This is a genomic window from Allobosea sp. 10L422 (assembly GCF_056395345.1).
Genome location: NZ_JBFTJI010000011.1, coordinates 195294 through 210587 on the forward strand (window position 1 = coordinate 195294; position 15294 = coordinate 210587).

Consider the following 15294-nt stretch of genomic DNA (forward strand, 5'->3'; position numbering starts at 1 on the left):
CGTCAGCGCAACAGCTTCAGCAGGCCCGTCGCCTTCAGGCCGCCGATGGCGAGCAACGCGTAGAGCACCGCGGCGGCGGTCGAGATCAGCAGGACTGCCATCAGCAGCGGCTCGAAGGGAAGGGACGCCGTGAGCTTGATCACGAGCGGCGCGCCCCACCATGCCAGGAGGCCGCAAAGGGCCGCAGCGCCGCAGACGATCGCCGCGAACCCGGGCAGGCGTCGGTCGGGCACCGTCCAGTCGCGCCGCCGCGCCAGCACGAACAGCGCCAGCAGATTGACCCAGGCGCCGGCCGCTGTCGCGAGCGCCAGGCCCGGAGCGCCCCAGTCGCGCCAGAGCAGGAGCTTGAGCGCGAGGTTGCAGGCGATGGCGGCGAGCGCCACCAGCATCGGGGTCGTCGTGTCGCCGCGGGCCTGGAAGGCGGAGACCTGCGTGCGGATCATTACGATCGCCGGCAGGCCGAGCGCATAGGCGAAGAGCACGGCTCCGGCGGCGGCGCTTGCCTGCGCGCCGAAGGCGCCGCGCTGGAACAGCCCCGCGACCATCAGTTCCGGCACCGCGACGAAGGCGGCGACGAAGGGGGCGCTGGCGACGAGCGAGATCGCGATGGCGCGGTTCTGCGCCCGGTTGGCGGCAGCCTCGTCGCCGCGCGCGATCGCGCGGCTCATCGCTGAGAGCGCGACGGTGCCGACCGCGATGGCGATCAGCCCGAGCGGCAGCTGGTAGAGCCGCTCGGCATAGTAGAGCGCCGCATAGCCGCCGCGCGGCAGGAGCGAGGCGATGATCGTATCGGCGAAGATCGCGATCTGCTGCCCGGCCGAGCCGATCACGGCCGGGCCGAAGGTCTTGAGGAAGCGCCGGACGCCGGGATCCATATGCGGCCGCACGATCGTGCTGGAGACCTTGGCCCGCTTGGCCGCGATATAGAGCAGGGCCCATTGAGCCACGCCCGAGACCGCGACGCCCCAGGCCGCGGCATAGGCGGCGCTCGGGAACAGGAAGGGCACGGCCAGCGCCGCCATGATGAAGAGGTTGAACAGGATCGGCGCGGCGGCAAAGGCGGCGAAGCGGTCGACTGCGTTCAGTGTCGCGCCCAGAAACGTGACCATGGTCACGAACAGCAGATAGGGGAAGGTGATCCGCGTCAGCGCGACGGCGAGGTCGAAGACGGCGGGGTCGTTGACGAAGCCCGGCGCCAGCAGCGCCACCAGCCAGGGCATCAGCGGCAACGCCAGCACCAGCAGCACGATCTGGATCACGAGGAGGACGGTGAAAAGTCGGTCTGCGAAGAGATTCGCCGCCTCCTGGCCCTGGCGCTCGGCGACATGGGCATAGGTCGGCACATAGGCCTGGTTGAAGGCGCCTTCGCCGAAGATGGCGCGGAAATGGTTGGGCAGGCGCAGCGCCACCGAGAAAGCGTCCATCATCGCGCCGGCACCGAGCACAGCCGCCAGCATGACGTCGCGGGCGAAGCCGGTGAAGCGCGAGATCAGCGTGTAGCCGCCGACCGACAGGATGTTTCTGAGCATCTGCAACCTCGTCATGCTCGGCTTGACCCGAGCATCTCGGGACAGTGAGGCGCCTGAGCCTCTTCCTGAACGAGATTCGCGGGTCAAGCCCGAGAATGACGCCCTGTCATGTTCATCAACGGATCAGCGGCGGCAGGGCGTCGCCGCGCGGATGGTCGACGGTGCGCGCATCGAAGCCGACGCGCTCGCCGATCAGATAGAGCGGGCGGCGCTTCACCTCTGCGAAGATGCGCCCGACATATTCGCCGATCATGCCGAGCGACAGCAGCTGGATGCCGGAGAAGAACATGATCGAGACGATCAGCGACGGGAAGCCTGGCAGGTCGGTGCCGAACAGCAGCGTGCGCAGCAGGAAGTAGACCGCGCTGAACGCGGCGATCACCGCGATGGCAGCTCCCGACCACGTCGCGATCTTGAGAGGGACCGTGGAGAAGGAGGAGAGCCCGTCGAAGGCGAAGGAGAACAGATTGCGATATTTGAACTTGGATTGGCCGTGCTCGCGCTCGGCGACATGGAAGGGCACGCCGATCGAACGGAAGCCGACCCAGGCATAGAGCCCCTTCGAGAAGCGCGCCCGCTCCGGCAATGCGCGCAGCGCATCGACCGCCTTGCGGTCGAGCAGCCGGAAATCGCCGGCGCCTTCCGGCAGGTCGGTTTCGCCGAAATAGGAGAAGATCCGATAGAAGGCCTTGGCGAAATTGCGCTTCAGCGGGGTTTCATCCTCGCGGTCGGTGCGCTGTCCGTAGATGTTGAGATAGCCCTCGTGCCATTTCTCGAGAAAGGTCGGGATGACTTCCGGCGGGTGCTGGAGATCGGCATCCATGATGACCACGGCATCGCCCATCGCGTGGTCGAGGCCGGCGGCGATCGCGATCTCCTTGCCGAAATTGCGGCTGAAGGAGACGGCGCTGATTCGCGGATCGGCGGCGTTCAGGTCTCGGATGACCGGCAGCGTGTCGTCCCGGCTGCCATCGTCGACGAAGACGATTTCCCAGGAGGACACCTTACCTTCGAGCACGCTGCGCAGCCGGCCGACCAGCAGCAGCAGGTTCTCGGCCTCGTTGTGCACGGGCACGACGATCGAAAGCTCCGGCCAACGGGCCGCCCGGGGCGCGCGCTGAACCGGCTGAGATGCGGAATCCGACACGAACAACCTTTCCACGCGCCTCCTCGCCGAGGTGACGCGCGACGCACAGAACCTTAAAGCTTGCCGGCCGACAAGCCCGCCGCGCTATACCGCGATCCGGCTGAACGAGGGACAACAAACGGCATGGCGAAAGGCTTCATCCTCTGCGCCGACGATTTCGCCATGACCGAAGGCGTCAGCCGCGCGATTCTGGATTTGCTGGCGCGCGGCAGGCTGACCGCCACCGGCGCCATGACCAATCGCCCGCACTGGCGCCGGCTGGCGCCGAAGCTCGCCGCTTTCGCCGGTACGGCCGATCTCGGCCTGCATCTGAACCTGACCTGCGCCGCCCCGATCGCCACCATGCCGCGCCTTGCACCCGGCGGCGCCTTGCCGGGGTTGAAGGACGTCGCGCGTGCCGCTGCGGTCTCGGGTGTGGTCAGAGCCGAGATCGCCAGCGAGATCGCGCGACAGCTCGACGCTTTCGAGGATGCGATGGGCCGCCCGCCGGACTTCGTCGATGGTCACCAGCATGTTCACGTCTTGCCAGGCGTCCGGCGGGCGCTGCTCGATTTGCTGGCCCGGCGCTATCCCGCAGGTTCGCTCTATGTACGCGATCCGGCCGATCGGATCGCGGCAATTCGTGCGCGCGGCGTGGCGGTCGGCAAGGCGCTCGTAATCGCCGGGCTTGCGGCGGGTTTCCGCAGCGCGGTGCTCAGGCGAGAGTTGCGCGTCAACTCCGGCTTCGCGGGCGTGGCACCCTTCGATCCGCATCGCGATTTCAGCGCTGACCTCGCCCGCTTTCTGATCAAGCCCGGCAAGGTGCATCTCGTCATGTGCCATCCCGGTTTCGTCGATGCCGAACTGGCGGGGCTCGACCCGGTCACCGCGACGCGGCCCATCGAGCATGCCGCCTTGGCCGCCTTCGAACCGCCGCCGGACATGCCGTTGCGACGCTTCCACGAACTGGCGGGCTGACTGGCGTTCCGGGCCGACGCGCAAGCGATTTGTTTACCCGCATCGGCCAATGTTGCCGGAGGATTGGCTTGGCGTGCTGCCGCAAAATGCGCGCGCCGGATTGCGAGGATGTTCGGGGCGATGACGTGGTTCAGACGCGCCTCGGTTGCGGGCGAGTTGGCGCAGCCGATCGGGCGGGACCTGGGTTCGCTCAGCCGAAAGATCGCCGCTGCCGCCGTTGCGATCGTCGCGGTGACGGTTGTCCTCGTCGTCATGGCGATCGCGCGTTATAACGATGCACGCACCCGCGCCGATCTCGATCAGAAGGTCACGGCGCTGACCCTCATGGTGGTCAATGCGGCACCGTCGCTCATCCTGTCGCGCGACACGAACACCCTCGGCTACATCCTGAACTCGTTGCGCCGCGACCCCGATTTCGACGCCGGCGTGGTCGGGGATGATCTGTCCGCCCTGGCATCGGCGGGGCGCACCGAGGAGGCGCGTCTCGCGCTGACACCTCGCTGGTTGACCGCCGCCGTCGGCCAGGAGCCCTGGAAGGCCTTGGAAGGCCGCGACGAGATCGCAATCGAAGACGACGTCTTCGTGACCAAAATCCATGCCGTGCGCGTTGGCGGCCAGCAGAAGCTGATCGGCTATGTCGCCTTGCGCTTCGACAAGACCCGGCTCGTGGCACGCGCCGCCTGGGAGCAACTCGTCACCATTGGGCTCGGCCTTCTCATTCTGGTCGTGCTCGGGCCTCTGCTATGGATCTCGCTGTCGCGGACGATGCGCCCCCTGCGCAGCATGACGAAATCCATCGTCAGCATTTCCGACGGCAAGCTGGACACACCCATCGATGCGCTGGAACGGCGCGACGAGATCGGCGCGATCGCCCGTGCGCTCGGCGTGCTCAAGGTTCGTCTCGCCGAGCGTGCGACGCTGCAGGAGAAGCAGAGCGCGTCTGAGGATGAGCAGCGCGCGCGCCAGCAGGGCGTCGACATGGCCATCACCTCGTTCCGGAGCGAGGTCGGGCTCGCACTCGAAGCGTTCAAGAACAATGCGGAGCGGATGCGCGAGGCATCCGACGGTCTTGCACGGGTCGCGGCAGAATCGTCGCAGCGCGCTGCGCGCGCTGCCGACAACGCCCATGGTGCTTCCGGGAACGTCGAGAACGCTGCCCAGGCAGCCGAAGAGATGGGTGCGGCTATCCGGGAAGTTGAATTCCAGGTGCGGCGTGTCCGCACCGAGATCGTCGAGGCGGCTTCGGCCTCGCGCGATACGGCGGGTTCCGTGCGTGAACTTGACGAGACGGCGCGTGCGATCGGCGAGGTCGTCAACCTGATCCGTGACATCGCCTCGCAGACCAATCTGCTGGCGCTCAATGCCACCATCGAAGCTGCGCGCGCCGGTGAGGCAGGGCGGGGATTTGCCGTCGTCGCCTCCGAGGTGAAGTCGCTTGCGGCGCAGACCGCGGACGCGACCGACCGCATTGTTGCCCAGGTCGCCGCCATCCAGGGCGCCACCGGCCAGGTCGTCGGTGCGATCCAGAACATCGCCGAGCGCATGAATGCGATCGAGAAGTTCGCAAACTCGGTCGCCACCTCGATCGAGCAGCAGGCGATCGCTACCGGCGAGATCGCCAGCGGCGTTGCGATGGCGAGTTCGTCTTCGCTCTCGGTTTCCAGCGATCTCAGCGTGTTGGCCGATAGTGTCGAGGAAACCGGGCGCTCGGCCGAACAGGTGCGCGGCGCCGCCAGCGAGGTTTCGTCTCAGGCCCAGCGTCTCGATTCGACGGTCGACCAGTTCCTGCGCAGCGTCGCATCCTGAACGGCTGCAGGACCCGCTATAAAAAACGGGGCCGCGAGGCCCCGTCTGCATTTGGGCTTGCCGACAGACTCAGGCCTTGGCGGCGTCGTAGAGCTCCGCGACATACTCCCAGTTCACCAGGCTTTCGAGGAAGGCCTTGAGATAGTCCGGGCGGCGGTTACGATAGTCGATGTAGTAGGAGTGCTCCCAGACGTCGACGCCGAGGATCGGCGTGGCGCCGTGGACGAGCGGGCTCTCGCCGTTCGGGGTCTTGCTGACGGCGAGCTTGCCGCCCTTGACCTCGAGCCAGGCCCAGCCCGAGCCGAACTGGCCGATACCGGCCGCGACGAAGTCTTCCTTGAACTTGTCGACCGAACCGAAGGAATCCACGATCGCCTTCTCGAGCGCGCCCGGCACCTTGCCGCCGCCATTCGGCTTCATCCACTTCCAGAAATGGAGGTGGTTGTAGTGCTGGCCGGCGTTGTTGAAGACGGCCGGGTTCTTGCCGTAGGAGCCCTTGACGATCTCTTCGAGCGACTTGCCCTCGAATTCCGTGCCCTTGATCGCGTTGTTGCCGTTGGTCACGTAAGCGAGATGGTGCTTGTCGTGATGATACTCGAGCGTCTCCTTCGACATGAAGGGCTGGAGAGCATCATGAGCGTAGGGCAGATCAGGAAGAGTAAAAGACATGAGGCCTCTCCTTGGGCTATGAAAATCGCTTGAATGAGAATGGCTTGCCGTCGACGGACGGGGGCAGGGAGGCCCTGCCATTCCACGCGATAGTTAAGCCTCCCGGTGCCGGCCGACAACCGCTTCCACGGCGAAATGCGCATGTCTTCTCGACAGGCGGCCACAATCGCGCCAATTTCCTGCGCCTAAGCGGTCCGGATTGGAAACTCTCCCTTATTCAATACGTTAGATAGTCGCACGGCTTTGCGTCACTTCAGCGCCGGCGCGGCTCATGCCAAGGATGCGAAATTGATCGCGATATTTACCGTTCTGGGCTTCGTTCTCTTCGGCGGCGGCGTCTACGCCATCTATGACGGCTGGCCCTATCTGGTCCTCGAACGCGGCTTCACCCAGGTCATCATCGGTACGATCGCAAGCGGCACCGGGCTTATCCTCCTGTCGCTCGCCTGGGTGCTGCGCGAGGTTGTCGCGCTCAAGCGGTCGCTGGCGGAAGGCGCGCAGATGCGCGTGGATGTGCACCCGGCGCAGGCTGCCGCCGAGCCCGTCCGCGCGCCTTGGGAGGCTGCGCGCGAGGAGCGCATCGCGAAGCAGTCGGCGTTCGTGCCCGCGGCGGTTGGAGCAGCGGCCGGCGCCGTCGCTGTCGGTGCGGTGGCCGAAGCGCTCGTGGCGCCGGCACCGGAAACGGCGGCGCCTGCTGCCGATCGCGCGTCGCCCCCGGATCGGGACCTGTTCGGAGCACTCGTGGCAAAGCGTCTCGAAGAGACGGAGCCGCCGCATGGCAGCGAAGGGGACGCTGCGTCCCCGGAGCCTGCGGAGCCGCTCCCCGACATGTTCGAGGAAATCTCGTCCGGGCATGCCGAAGAGCCGAAGGACGCTCCGATTGCGATCGAGACGGAGAGCCCTGAGCCGGCTGAAATCGTCGCCGCGAAGATCCAGCCGATGGGCGAGGATGAGGCGCTGGCGCATGCGGTCGAGCCGGCTCACATTGATGCCGGGCCTTCGCCGGAGCACGAGACGACGCCCCCGGCTGGGCAGGACGAGGGCAAGCCTGCCGAACGCGATGCCGATCTCGACGAGTTCAGCGCGTTGCGCGAGAGCCTGGCCGGCCACCTGAACGAACCCGCCCAGCCCGGTCTCCGGGTCGAGCCGAGGCTCGAACCTGAGACCGATCCCTTCGCTGAGGCGGAAGCCTGGATGGACAAGGCCTCGCCCCGCAAGGAGCCATGGTTCGAGACCCCCGCACCGGCGGAGGAAGCCACTGCCGAGGCCGCTTCGCCGCCATGGCCGCCGCGGACGGAGGCGCCGGAGTTTGCTTCTGCTCCCGCGCCGGCAGGGGTGGAGCCCGATCCCGAACCTCACGCCGAAACCGCTCTGGAAGATGCCGCCCCGGGCGAAGGCGCACAGACGACGGCCGCCACGCACGCTGAGGCCGTCGAGGACGAGGCGGAAGACGATCAGGCTGCCGCGCCGGAGCGAGCCGCTTCCGATGAAGGCGTCGTCGGCGCCTATCAGGTCGGCGACGCCCATTTCACCATCTATGCCGACGGCTCGATCCGGGCGCGCACCCCCGACGGCGAATATAGCTTCGCCTCGATGGACGAGCTCAAAGTCTATCTCGCCAGCGAGAAGAGCCGGTTGGGCATGTGATCAGGCATCACCGGCGCCCGGCCAGCCTTCGCCAACCGTCTGGATTGCGAAGGCATAGGCCAGCGCCGTCTCTTTCAGGGAGTCGAAGCGGCCGGCGGCGCCGCCATGGCCGGCTTCCATGTTGGTGTGAAGCATGATCGGCCCGCCGCCTGTCATCGTGGCCCGCAGTCTCGCCACCCATTTCGCGGGTTCCCAATAGGTCACGCGAGGATCGGTCAATCCGCCCATGGCGAGGATCGGCGGGTAATTCTGCGCCGTCACGTTGTCGTAGGGCGAATAGCTGCGGATCGTCTCGAAGGCCTGCACGTCGCGGATCGGGTCGCCCCATTCCGGCCATTCCGGCGGCGTCAGCGGCAGGGTGTCGTCCAGGATCGTGTTGAGCACGTCGACGAAGGGCACCTCCGCCACGATACCGGCGAAGAGCTCCGGCGCCATGTTGGCGATCGCGCCCATCAGCATGCCCCCGGCGCTTCCGCCCTCGGCCACGATGCGGCCGCGGCTGGTGAAGCCCGCTTCGGCCAGAGCCTCCGCCGCAGCAATGAAGTCGGTGAAAGTATTGCGCTTGTTCTCGCGCTTGCCGTCGAGATACCAGCGCCAACCCTTGTCTGTGCCACCGCGAACATGGGCGATCGCATAGAGGAAGCCGCGATCGACCAGGCTGAGCGGCCGTGTCCGGAACGAAGCCGACATCGCCGAGCCATAGGATCCATAGCCGTAGAGGAGGCATGGCGCGGAGCCGTCGAGTGGCGTGTCGACGCGGTGCAGGATCGAGATCGGCACGCGCTCGCCGTCCTTCGCCGTCGCGAAGATGCGGCGCACCTTGTAGGTGGCGGGGTCATGGCCGGACGGAATTTCCTGCCGCTTCAGCAAGGTCCGCTCGCCGGTGGCGAGGTTGTAGTCATAGGTTTCGGCCGGCCGGGCCATCGACGCGTAGATGAACCGCAGCGTATCCGTGTCGAACTCGTAGCCGGGGTCCATGCCCAGGCCATAAGCCTCCTCGTCGAAGGCGATGCTGCTCTCCACTCCGTTGGCGAGATCGCGGATGACGATGCGGGGCAGCCCGTCTTCGCGTTCCAGCCGGATCAGGCGCCCCTTCAGGCAGACATGGCTCAGCATCAGCCGCCCCGGCCTGTGCGGCACGAGATCGTGCCAGTTCTCCGGCGCGGGCCCGGAGAGGGGCGCGCTGACGATCTTGAAGTCCTCGGCGTCGTCGGCATTGGTCAGGATCAGGAAGTCGTTGCCATGATGCTCCAGCGCGTATTGCCGCCCGACGAGACGCGGCGCGATCAGGGCAGGCTTGGCGTCGTCCTTGTCGAGATCGACCACGCGCGTCTCGGACGTCTCGTGATCGCTGATGGTAATCAGCAGGAAACGGCTGGACTGCGTCCGGTCGATATCGACGAACATGCCGGCATCCGCTTCGTCATGCAGCAGTTCGTCCGCGCTGCCGGGCGTGCCCAGGCGATGGCGCAGCACGCGCGACGGACGATGATCGGCATCGAGCGCGACATAGAAGAACGAGCGCGAGTCATTCGCCCATACGATGTCACCGGTTGTATCCTCGACCTGATCGGGCAGATCCGCACCGCTCTCCAGGTTACGGATGCGGATCGTATGTAATTCCGAGCCGGCTTCATCGGCGCTCCAGGCAAGCAGCTTGTGGTCTGGGCTGTGCGCGGTATCGCCAAGGTCGAAGAAGTCCTTCCCTTCGGACAATGCATCTGCGTCGAGCATGATCTGTTCGCGCGTCGCCTTCCGCTGATCTGACGGACCTCGCGCACGCCGGCAGATCAGCGGATGCTCTGCGCCTTTGCGGTAGCGTGAATAGTAGAGGAACGGACCATCCGGCTGCGGTACGCTGGAGTCGTCCTCCTTGATCCGCCCGCGCATTTCCTTGACGAGATCGCGCTGCAGCGCGCGCGTCGGCGCCATCAGCTTCTTGCAATAGGCGTTTTCTGCTTCGAGATATTCCCGAATGTCGGCTGGCAATGCATCGGGGCTGCGCAGGACGTCTTTCCAATTCGCTGCCCGCAGCCAATCATAGTCGTCGCGCAGGGGCACGCCATGAACGACGGTCTCCTTGGGCCTGATCTCGGCCCTTGGCGCCTTCGGCCGGCCGCCGCGGCGGGATGGCGGCGTGCCGCGAGCCTGACGATGCTGATCCGAGCGCATGGGAATTCTCCGATAGGGGCGGCGACAGGTAGAGAGCGGCGCAAGCCCTGGCAAGATGCCTGCGGAATCGTGTGTTTGATTTTGCGGTGCAATGAAATGAACTCGCGCAGGGGTTGAATTATAGAGCTTTCCAGAATTTCAATTGTTGGGAATTGTTCTCTTGCATGAATAGTCGGCATGGACTAAACGCTTATCTCGATCAGTCCGCGTTGTCCGATTCTGGGCGCGGTAGTGCTTGATCCGCTATCGCAAAGTTTGGTCAGAAAACAGGCAGAGCAAAACGGGCGATCCTCAGAAAAAACTGCTGCCAAGAACGATAAGGAGTGACATCGCCATGACCGAAAACGAGGGATCGGATTACATCGAGCTGACGGCGGATATCGTTTCCGCTTATGTTTCGAACAATTCCGTGCCTGCATCTGAACTACCTGCTCTGATCAGCGAAGTTCATTCTGCGTTGAATCGCGTCATCGGCGGGGCCGCCCCGGTTGTTCAGGTCGAGGCGCCGAAGCCCGCCATTCCGGTGAAGAAGTCCATCACGGCCGACTACCTGATCTGCCTTGAGGATGGAAAGAAGTTCAAATCGCTGAAGCGACATCTGCGGACGCAGTACAACATGTCGCCGGAGCAGTATCGCGAGAAGTGGGGCCTCCCGCCGGACTACCCGATGGTTGCGCCGAACTATGCCGAGGCGCGCTCGCAGCTCGCGAAGAAGATGGGCCTCGGTCAGCAGCGCCGGAAGCGCCGCTGAGCCGACATCCGGCCAGTCTGCTGGCCAGACGATCTGGCAAAGAGGAAGCCGCCGGGCACCCGGCGGCTTTTTTCATACCTGTCAGCCCGTGGCAGGAGCCGGGGATAGCGTGCCGCCAAGGCTTGTCAGTCTGGATTTAAGAATATAATCCTATTTCGGACGGCGACTCCCTAGCGGTGAGCGTCGTCTGAAATTGGGAACATATCATGAACATTCATGCTGAGAGTGAGGCTTCCCTGCGCGCCACGGCAGGGGCGCGGTTGGCTGAGGCCGCGGTTGCCGGGCTGGCACGCGTTCCTCTCGCCGCTCTGCGCGGCGCCACGCGTGGCCGCCAGCAGGTGGCGTTGGCGCGGCAGGTGGCGATGTATCTTGCCCATGTCACCTTTGGCCTCAGCCTGACGCGTGTGGGCGCCTGCTTTGGCCGCGATCGGACGACGGTGCGGCATGCTTGCGCTCTGGTCGAGGACCGCCGCGACGATCTGCGCCTCGAATGCGGGCTCAACGCGCTCGAAGCCGCGCTCCTGGCTGTGATGCACAGGCTGGAATGCCGGGCAAGGGAGGCGCGCCGATGACCGCTGGACAGGATCGCAACGAGCGGCAGCGGCTGCTCCGGCACCTCGCGCAGCCCGGATGCTATGCGATTGCGTCTCCGTTGGGATGCGGACGCATTGCGCTTTATCGTGAGGCGAGAGGTGCCAGCCTTGGCGCGGGCTACGCCTCGGCGGAAGTCGCCACCGCGCTGATTGCCGATGGTCTCGTCGGCTGGAGCGGCGCGGGCAAATCTGCAAGGCTCGCCCTCTGTGGGGAGGCGCAGGCTCGCCTGCCGGCTGAGGATACGGGCCCCCAGGCCGCAGATCCGAGCCGGCCCCTGCTGGATGAGCGCGAGAGTCCGTTGCTCTGGCTATATCGCCGTTCGGGGAAGGACGGGAAGCCGCAAGTGACTGACGAGGAATTCGCGGCCGGCGAACGTTTTCGCGCCGACATTACGCTGGCCCAGATGCTGCCGCGTACGACGATGAACTGGGACGCCGCCTTGACGCCGGAACAGCGGAGCCCGGGGCCCCGCGACGCGGCAGGCGCGTCCGATACTTCGCTCGCGGCCCGTCAGCGGGTCAGGCTGGCCTGCGACAAGCTGGGGCCGGAGCTGTCTGGTTTGGTCATCGACATCTGTGGCTTTCTCAAGGGGCTCGATCTGGTCGAGAGGGAGCGACGCTGGCCGGCGCGTTCGGCCAAGGTCGTGCTCCGCATCGCGTTGGCGACGCTGGCGACGCATTACGGGCTGGCTCGCCCTGCGCGGCCGGCCGGCCTCAGAAGCTGGCAGGCTGCGGACTCTCGTCCAGCTCTCTTTCCGGCAGCGGCCGAATGACGCCGCTCAGCCTGCCGCGGCAGCGCCGGCGTCGCGCTTGATCCGGTCGATCATCGCGCGCACGCCGTTCGAGCGCTGCGGCGTGAGATGGGCGGCAAGGCCCAGCCGCTCGTAGATGGCGAAGGCATCGGTTGCGAGAACCTCGGACGCAGGCCGCCCCGAGAAGATCGCCAGCGCCAGCGCGACCAGCCCGCGCACGATATGGGCGTCGCTGTCGCCGCGGAAATGCAGCAGGGTCTGCGGACCTGGACCGCCCTCACGCCGCGCTTCAAGCCAGACCTGGCTAGCACAGCCCCGCACCTTGTTGGCATCGTTGTGTGCGGCTTCGGACAGCGGTTCAAGGCTCTTGCCCAGCTCGATCAGGTAACGATAGCGGTCGTCCCACTCGTCGAGCAGCTCGAAATTGGCGACGATATCGTCGAGGCTTGCTGTCATGTCCTGCCTGGCCGCGATTGTTCCCTTCAGATAGGGCGCGCGACCTCTTCCCGCGAGGGGAGTTCCGCGTCAAGCGCGTAAAGCCCGGCCTCTTTGTGCGTTGCTAGCGCGTCGCCGGCTTGGCGGTCGCGGTCGTCATTGCGGTATTCAGGATGCGCTCGCGCAGCGCCGGATCGAGGCCGGCGAGAATCTCCGCCGCTTCGCGCGCGGCCGTGAGGCTACCGGCAGCGTTGCGCGCGCTCGCCTGGGCGCTTTCGACGGCGTGACGGACGGTCTGCGGCAGCGTCGTCTCGGCGGGCTTGTTGCCGTGAACCGGAGAGTTCACCGCGATCAGCCCGATGATCGCGACCTTGCGCAGGAAGTGAGCCATCTCGATCTCCATAGCTGATGCGCCTTCGGCACCGGACAAGCGAGATTAGGCAGAGATCCGGAAAAAACGCGTCATTCCGAACGCTCAAATGCGAGTCGAATGCCACAGCCGATCTTCAGGTTCCATTCACCCTGCTGCGAACATCGAATATCGACGCGGAAACGTCAGAATTTCAGTTAAGGTCATGAAAAATCTGGGATAATTCTTCTTTTCCGCTTCCGGTGGAGTATGTGGGAGCTTGCGCCTTAAGTCCCGCTTAAACCGCGCATGGCGAGATGCGTGACGCGGACGGGTGGTCCGCAGAGTTTTAGGCGTTGCGTTCCGTATGGCGATCACAGCACTGAGGACACAGGCGGCGGCATTGGTGCATGCATCGGTGCGGTCGAACCCGGCTGAACGTTTGCGCCACGAGCGCTTCGTTCTGTCGCGTCTGCTCGTCGGAGGCGGCGCGCTCAGCCTTGCACCAGCCTATCTTGCCTGGCGCGGCGCGCTCGGCGCTTTCGAGGCAGTCATGGTTGTGGCCGCGGCGCTTCCCGTCCTGGCCGTCGTGCTGCTCTCTCGCACCGGCCGGCTCGACATCGCGCACCTGATCTCGTCGGCGGCTCTGTCGCTCTTCATCATCGCGCTCGCCGGTGCGACCGGCGGCCTGTCTTCACCGTTGCTGCTGTGGCTCGTCGTCGTTCCGGTCGAGGCGGCCTTTTTCGGCTCGCGCGACTTCGTCTTGAGGGCGGGCTGGGTGGCCGTTGCGGCGCTGCTGGCCGCCATCGGCCTGCAGCATCTTGGCCTCCTGGCCGGGCCTGCCGTCTGGACGAGCGAAGCAATGTCGATGCTGGTCATCGTGGCCCTGGCGCAGGTGCTGATCGCGACCGCGATCATGCTGCGCCGGCGCGATGCCGAGCGACGCGCGCACCGCGCGGCGGATACGCGGGCGCAGCTCCTTCTCGATCATGTCGGCGATCTCGTGACCTGGCATGACGCCAACGGTTCCGTCGTCTTTGCGAATGCCGCCGCGCGCGCTCTCGCTGGCGCGGAGCCCCGCGAACTGCTGGGGCGCGGCTTGCTCGATCGCGTGCATGTCGCGGATCGGCCGCTCTTTCTGAAGGCGCTCAGCGATGCCGCCCACGGCGATGGCGCGGCGACCGCCTGCTTCCGCACGCTCTTCGTCCCGCGGGAGGGCGAGAATCGGCGGCCAGTCTCGCTCTGGCTGGAAATGCAGGCCTATCGCACCGGGGAGGCCGAGGGGAGGGACGGAACAGCCGTGGTCTGCGTGATGCGCGACGTCACGGCGCGCCGGGCGGCCGACGACGAGCGCGACCGCGGCCACGCCGAAGCCCTGCGGGCGAATGACGTCAAGGCGCAGTTCCTGGCGACTGTGAGCCACGAGCTGCGCACGCCGCTGAACGCCATCATCGGCTTCTCCGAGATGCTGGGGACCGAGGAGAACGGCTGGATCGATGCGGCCAAGCGGCTCGAATACGCCCGGATCATCCATGCGTCCGGCCACCACCTGCTGGAAGTCGTCAACACCCTGCTCGACATCTCGAAGATCGAGAGCGGCGCGATGGAGATCGAGCGGGACCCGCTCGATCTTGCCGAGCTTGCCCGCGACTGCTGCACGCTGATGGCGCTGCGCGCCCAGAACGGCGGCGTTGCGCTCGACCGTGTCGCGGGCCCGGCTCTTCCGCCGATCGAGGGCGACAAGCGTGCAATGAAGCAGGTCGTGCTGAACCTGCTGTCCAACGCGATCAAGTTCACGCCGGAAGGCGGGCGCGTCATGCTCGCCATCGTCCGCGACGGCGATATGATCGACCTGTCCGTTTCCGACACCGGTATCGGCATCGGGGCTGCCGACCTGCCGCGGCTGGGCGATCCCTTCTTCCAGGTCAAGGGCGCCTATGACCGCAACCATGAGGGCACCGGCCTTGGCCTCTCGGTCGTCCGTGGCCTGGTCGGCCTGCATGGCGGGCGCATGACTGTCGAGAGCGCTCTCGGTGTCGGCACGCGGGTCTCGATCCGGCTGCCGGTCGGCTGCTCTGAAGCCGTCGAGCCGCTGGCCAAGATCGTCACTTTCGCGCGCGCCCCGCGGAAGGGGCTCGAAACCAAAGAACCACTCCGTCTGACCGCCTGAAACCGAGCTGACCGATGTCCGTGACCATGGCCGCCCGTGCCCATTCCAGCGCTTCCCTGTCCGCCCCGGTTCGGCGCGCGCAGCCGGCGCGTCGCAAATCCTCCTGGCTCGGGCGGATCGGCCGCACAGTCGGACGGCGGCCGGGCCGGGCGATCCTGCTTCTCGCCTTCGGCATCGTTTCCTGTGCGATCGTCGCCAATGCGCTGATGTTCCAGAAGGCGCGCCATCCGGCGCCGATGCTCTCGGCTGCACCGGCCGCGCCGCCCCGCGCGGCGGCCGAACGCCGCGCCGAGCCGGCCCCCGCGTCGATCCCGGAC

13 protein-coding genes and 1 pseudogene are annotated in these 15294 nt (G+C 66.1%); 8 read left to right on the forward strand and 6 right to left on the reverse strand.

Annotated elements, in window-relative coordinates; translation table 11 throughout:
* Positions 1-2 precede the first annotated feature (2 nt).
* Positions 3-1529 carry a murein biosynthesis integral membrane protein MurJ gene (murJ, locus tag AC1DEZ_RS20755; protein WP_441510978.1) on the reverse strand — a complete coding sequence of 509 codons (1527 nt, stop codon included), beginning with the start codon at positions 1527-1529 and terminating at the stop codon, positions 3-5.
* Positions 1530-1644: 115 nt separating this feature from the next.
* On the reverse strand, positions 1645-2604 hold the full coding sequence (locus AC1DEZ_RS20760; RefSeq protein ID WP_476780571.1) for a glycosyltransferase family 2 protein: 960 nt from the start codon (positions 2602-2604) through the stop codon (positions 1645-1647).
* Between the two features lie 195 nt (positions 2605-2799).
* Here AC1DEZ_RS20760 and AC1DEZ_RS20765 point away from each other — a divergent pair, with 195 nt between their 5' ends.
* Both AC1DEZ_RS20765 and AC1DEZ_RS20770 read left to right on the forward strand, forming a co-directional pair.
* Positions 2800-3633 carry a ChbG/HpnK family deacetylase gene (locus tag AC1DEZ_RS20765; protein ID WP_441510980.1) on the forward strand — a complete coding sequence of 278 codons (834 nt, stop codon included), beginning with the start codon at positions 2800-2802 and terminating at the stop codon, positions 3631-3633.
* Between the two features lie 120 nt (positions 3634-3753).
* Positions 3754-5439, forward strand: a complete 1686-nt coding sequence (locus AC1DEZ_RS20770) for a methyl-accepting chemotaxis protein (RefSeq protein WP_441510981.1) — start codon at positions 3754-3756, stop codon at positions 5437-5439.
* 69 nt (positions 5440-5508) lie between these two features.
* Here the strand turns inward: AC1DEZ_RS20770 and AC1DEZ_RS20775 are convergent, their stop codons facing one another.
* Entirely contained in the window at positions 5509-6108 is a 600-nt protein-coding gene (locus AC1DEZ_RS20775) for a superoxide dismutase (protein ID WP_441510982.1), read from the reverse strand.
* A gap of 288 nt (positions 6109-6396) precedes the next feature.
* On the opposite strand from AC1DEZ_RS20775, the gene AC1DEZ_RS20780 reads away from it, so the two are divergent.
* A complete protein-coding gene (locus tag AC1DEZ_RS20780; RefSeq protein ID WP_441510983.1) occupies positions 6397-7755 on the forward strand; it encodes a hypothetical protein in 1359 nt (452 codons plus the stop codon).
* Here the strand turns inward: AC1DEZ_RS20780 and AC1DEZ_RS20785 are convergent, their stop codons facing one another.
* The gene (locus tag AC1DEZ_RS20785; RefSeq protein WP_441510984.1) at positions 7756-9927 is read right to left on the reverse strand and encodes a S9 family peptidase; all 2172 of its coding nucleotides are present in this window, start codon (positions 9925-9927) and stop codon (positions 7756-7758) included. It abuts the gene before it with no gap.
* 334 nt (positions 9928-10261) lie between these two features.
* On the opposite strand from AC1DEZ_RS20785, the gene AC1DEZ_RS20790 reads away from it, so the two are divergent.
* From AC1DEZ_RS20790 to AC1DEZ_RS20800, 3 genes are all read left to right on the forward strand, one after another.
* Positions 10262-10678, forward strand: a complete 417-nt coding sequence (locus AC1DEZ_RS20790) for a Ros/MucR family transcriptional regulator (protein WP_441511190.1) — start codon at positions 10262-10264, stop codon at positions 10676-10678.
* A 206-nt stretch (positions 10679-10884) separates the two neighbouring features.
* Positions 10885-11250, forward strand: a complete 366-nt coding sequence (locus tag AC1DEZ_RS20795) for a helix-turn-helix domain-containing protein (RefSeq protein ID WP_441510985.1) — start codon at positions 10885-10887, stop codon at positions 11248-11250.
* Positions 11247-12044, forward strand: coding sequence for a DUF6456 domain-containing protein (locus AC1DEZ_RS20800; RefSeq protein WP_441510986.1), 798 nt, complete (start codon positions 11247-11249; stop codon positions 12042-12044). Before AC1DEZ_RS20795 ends, AC1DEZ_RS20800 begins: the two co-directional genes overlap by 4 nt.
* A 6-nt stretch (positions 12045-12050) precedes the next feature.
* Here the strand turns inward: AC1DEZ_RS20800 and AC1DEZ_RS20805 are convergent, their stop codons facing one another.
* Both AC1DEZ_RS20805 and AC1DEZ_RS20810 read right to left on the reverse strand, forming a co-directional pair.
* Entirely contained in the window at positions 12051-12479 is a 429-nt protein-coding gene (locus AC1DEZ_RS20805; protein ID WP_441510987.1) for a SufE family protein, read from the reverse strand.
* Positions 12480-12582: 103 nt separating this feature from the next.
* The gene (locus AC1DEZ_RS20810; RefSeq protein WP_441510988.1) at positions 12583-12849 is read right to left on the reverse strand and encodes a hypothetical protein; all 267 of its coding nucleotides are present in this window, start codon (positions 12847-12849) and stop codon (positions 12583-12585) included.
* A 325-nt stretch (positions 12850-13174) separates the two neighbouring features.
* Between AC1DEZ_RS20810 and AC1DEZ_RS20815 the strand changes: the two genes are divergently transcribed.
* Together AC1DEZ_RS20815 and AC1DEZ_RS20820 are read left to right on the forward strand one after the other, a co-directional pair.
* On the forward strand, positions 13175-14977 hold the full coding sequence (locus AC1DEZ_RS20815; RefSeq protein WP_441510989.1) for a sensor histidine kinase: 1803 nt from the start codon (positions 13175-13177) through the stop codon (positions 14975-14977).
* 14 nt (positions 14978-14991) lie between these two features.
* A pseudogene (locus AC1DEZ_RS20820) lies at positions 14992-15294 on the forward strand (hypothetical protein); the annotation flags it as partial.

Bases quoted from the DNA above. Each gene is read 5' to 3' on its own strand.
- AC1DEZ_RS20790 (WP_441511190.1), top strand. From the start codon at position 10,262: ATGACCGAAAACGAGGGATCGGATTACATCGAGCTGACGGCGGATATC.
- AC1DEZ_RS20795 (WP_441510985.1), top strand. From the start codon at position 10,885: ATGAACATTCATGCTGAGAGTGAGGCTTCCCTGCGCGCCACGGCAGGG.
- AC1DEZ_RS20815 (WP_441510989.1), top strand. From the start codon at position 13,175: ATGGCGATCACAGCACTGAGGACACAGGCGGCGGCATTGGTGCATGCA.
- AC1DEZ_RS20770 (WP_441510981.1), top strand. From the start codon at position 3,754: ATGACGTGGTTCAGACGCGCCTCGGTTGCGGGCGAGTTGGCGCAGCCG.
- AC1DEZ_RS20805 (WP_441510987.1), bottom strand. From the start codon at position 12,479: ATGACAGCAAGCCTCGACGATATCGTCGCCAATTTCGAGCTGCTCGAC.
- AC1DEZ_RS20765 (WP_441510980.1), top strand. From the start codon at position 2,800: ATGGCGAAAGGCTTCATCCTCTGCGCCGACGATTTCGCCATGACCGAA.
- AC1DEZ_RS20800 (WP_441510986.1), top strand. From the start codon at position 11,247: ATGACCGCTGGACAGGATCGCAACGAGCGGCAGCGGCTGCTCCGGCAC.
- AC1DEZ_RS20775 (WP_441510982.1), bottom strand. From the start codon at position 6,108: ATGTCTTTTACTCTTCCTGATCTGCCCTACGCTCATGATGCTCTCCAG.
- murJ (WP_441510978.1), bottom strand. From the start codon at position 1,529: ATGCTCAGAAACATCCTGTCGGTCGGCGGCTACACGCTGATCTCGCGC.
- AC1DEZ_RS20785 (WP_441510984.1), bottom strand. From the start codon at position 9,927: ATGCGCTCGGATCAGCATCGTCAGGCTCGCGGCACGCCGCCATCCCGC.
- AC1DEZ_RS20810 (WP_441510988.1), bottom strand. From the start codon at position 12,849: ATGGCTCACTTCCTGCGCAAGGTCGCGATCATCGGGCTGATCGCGGTG.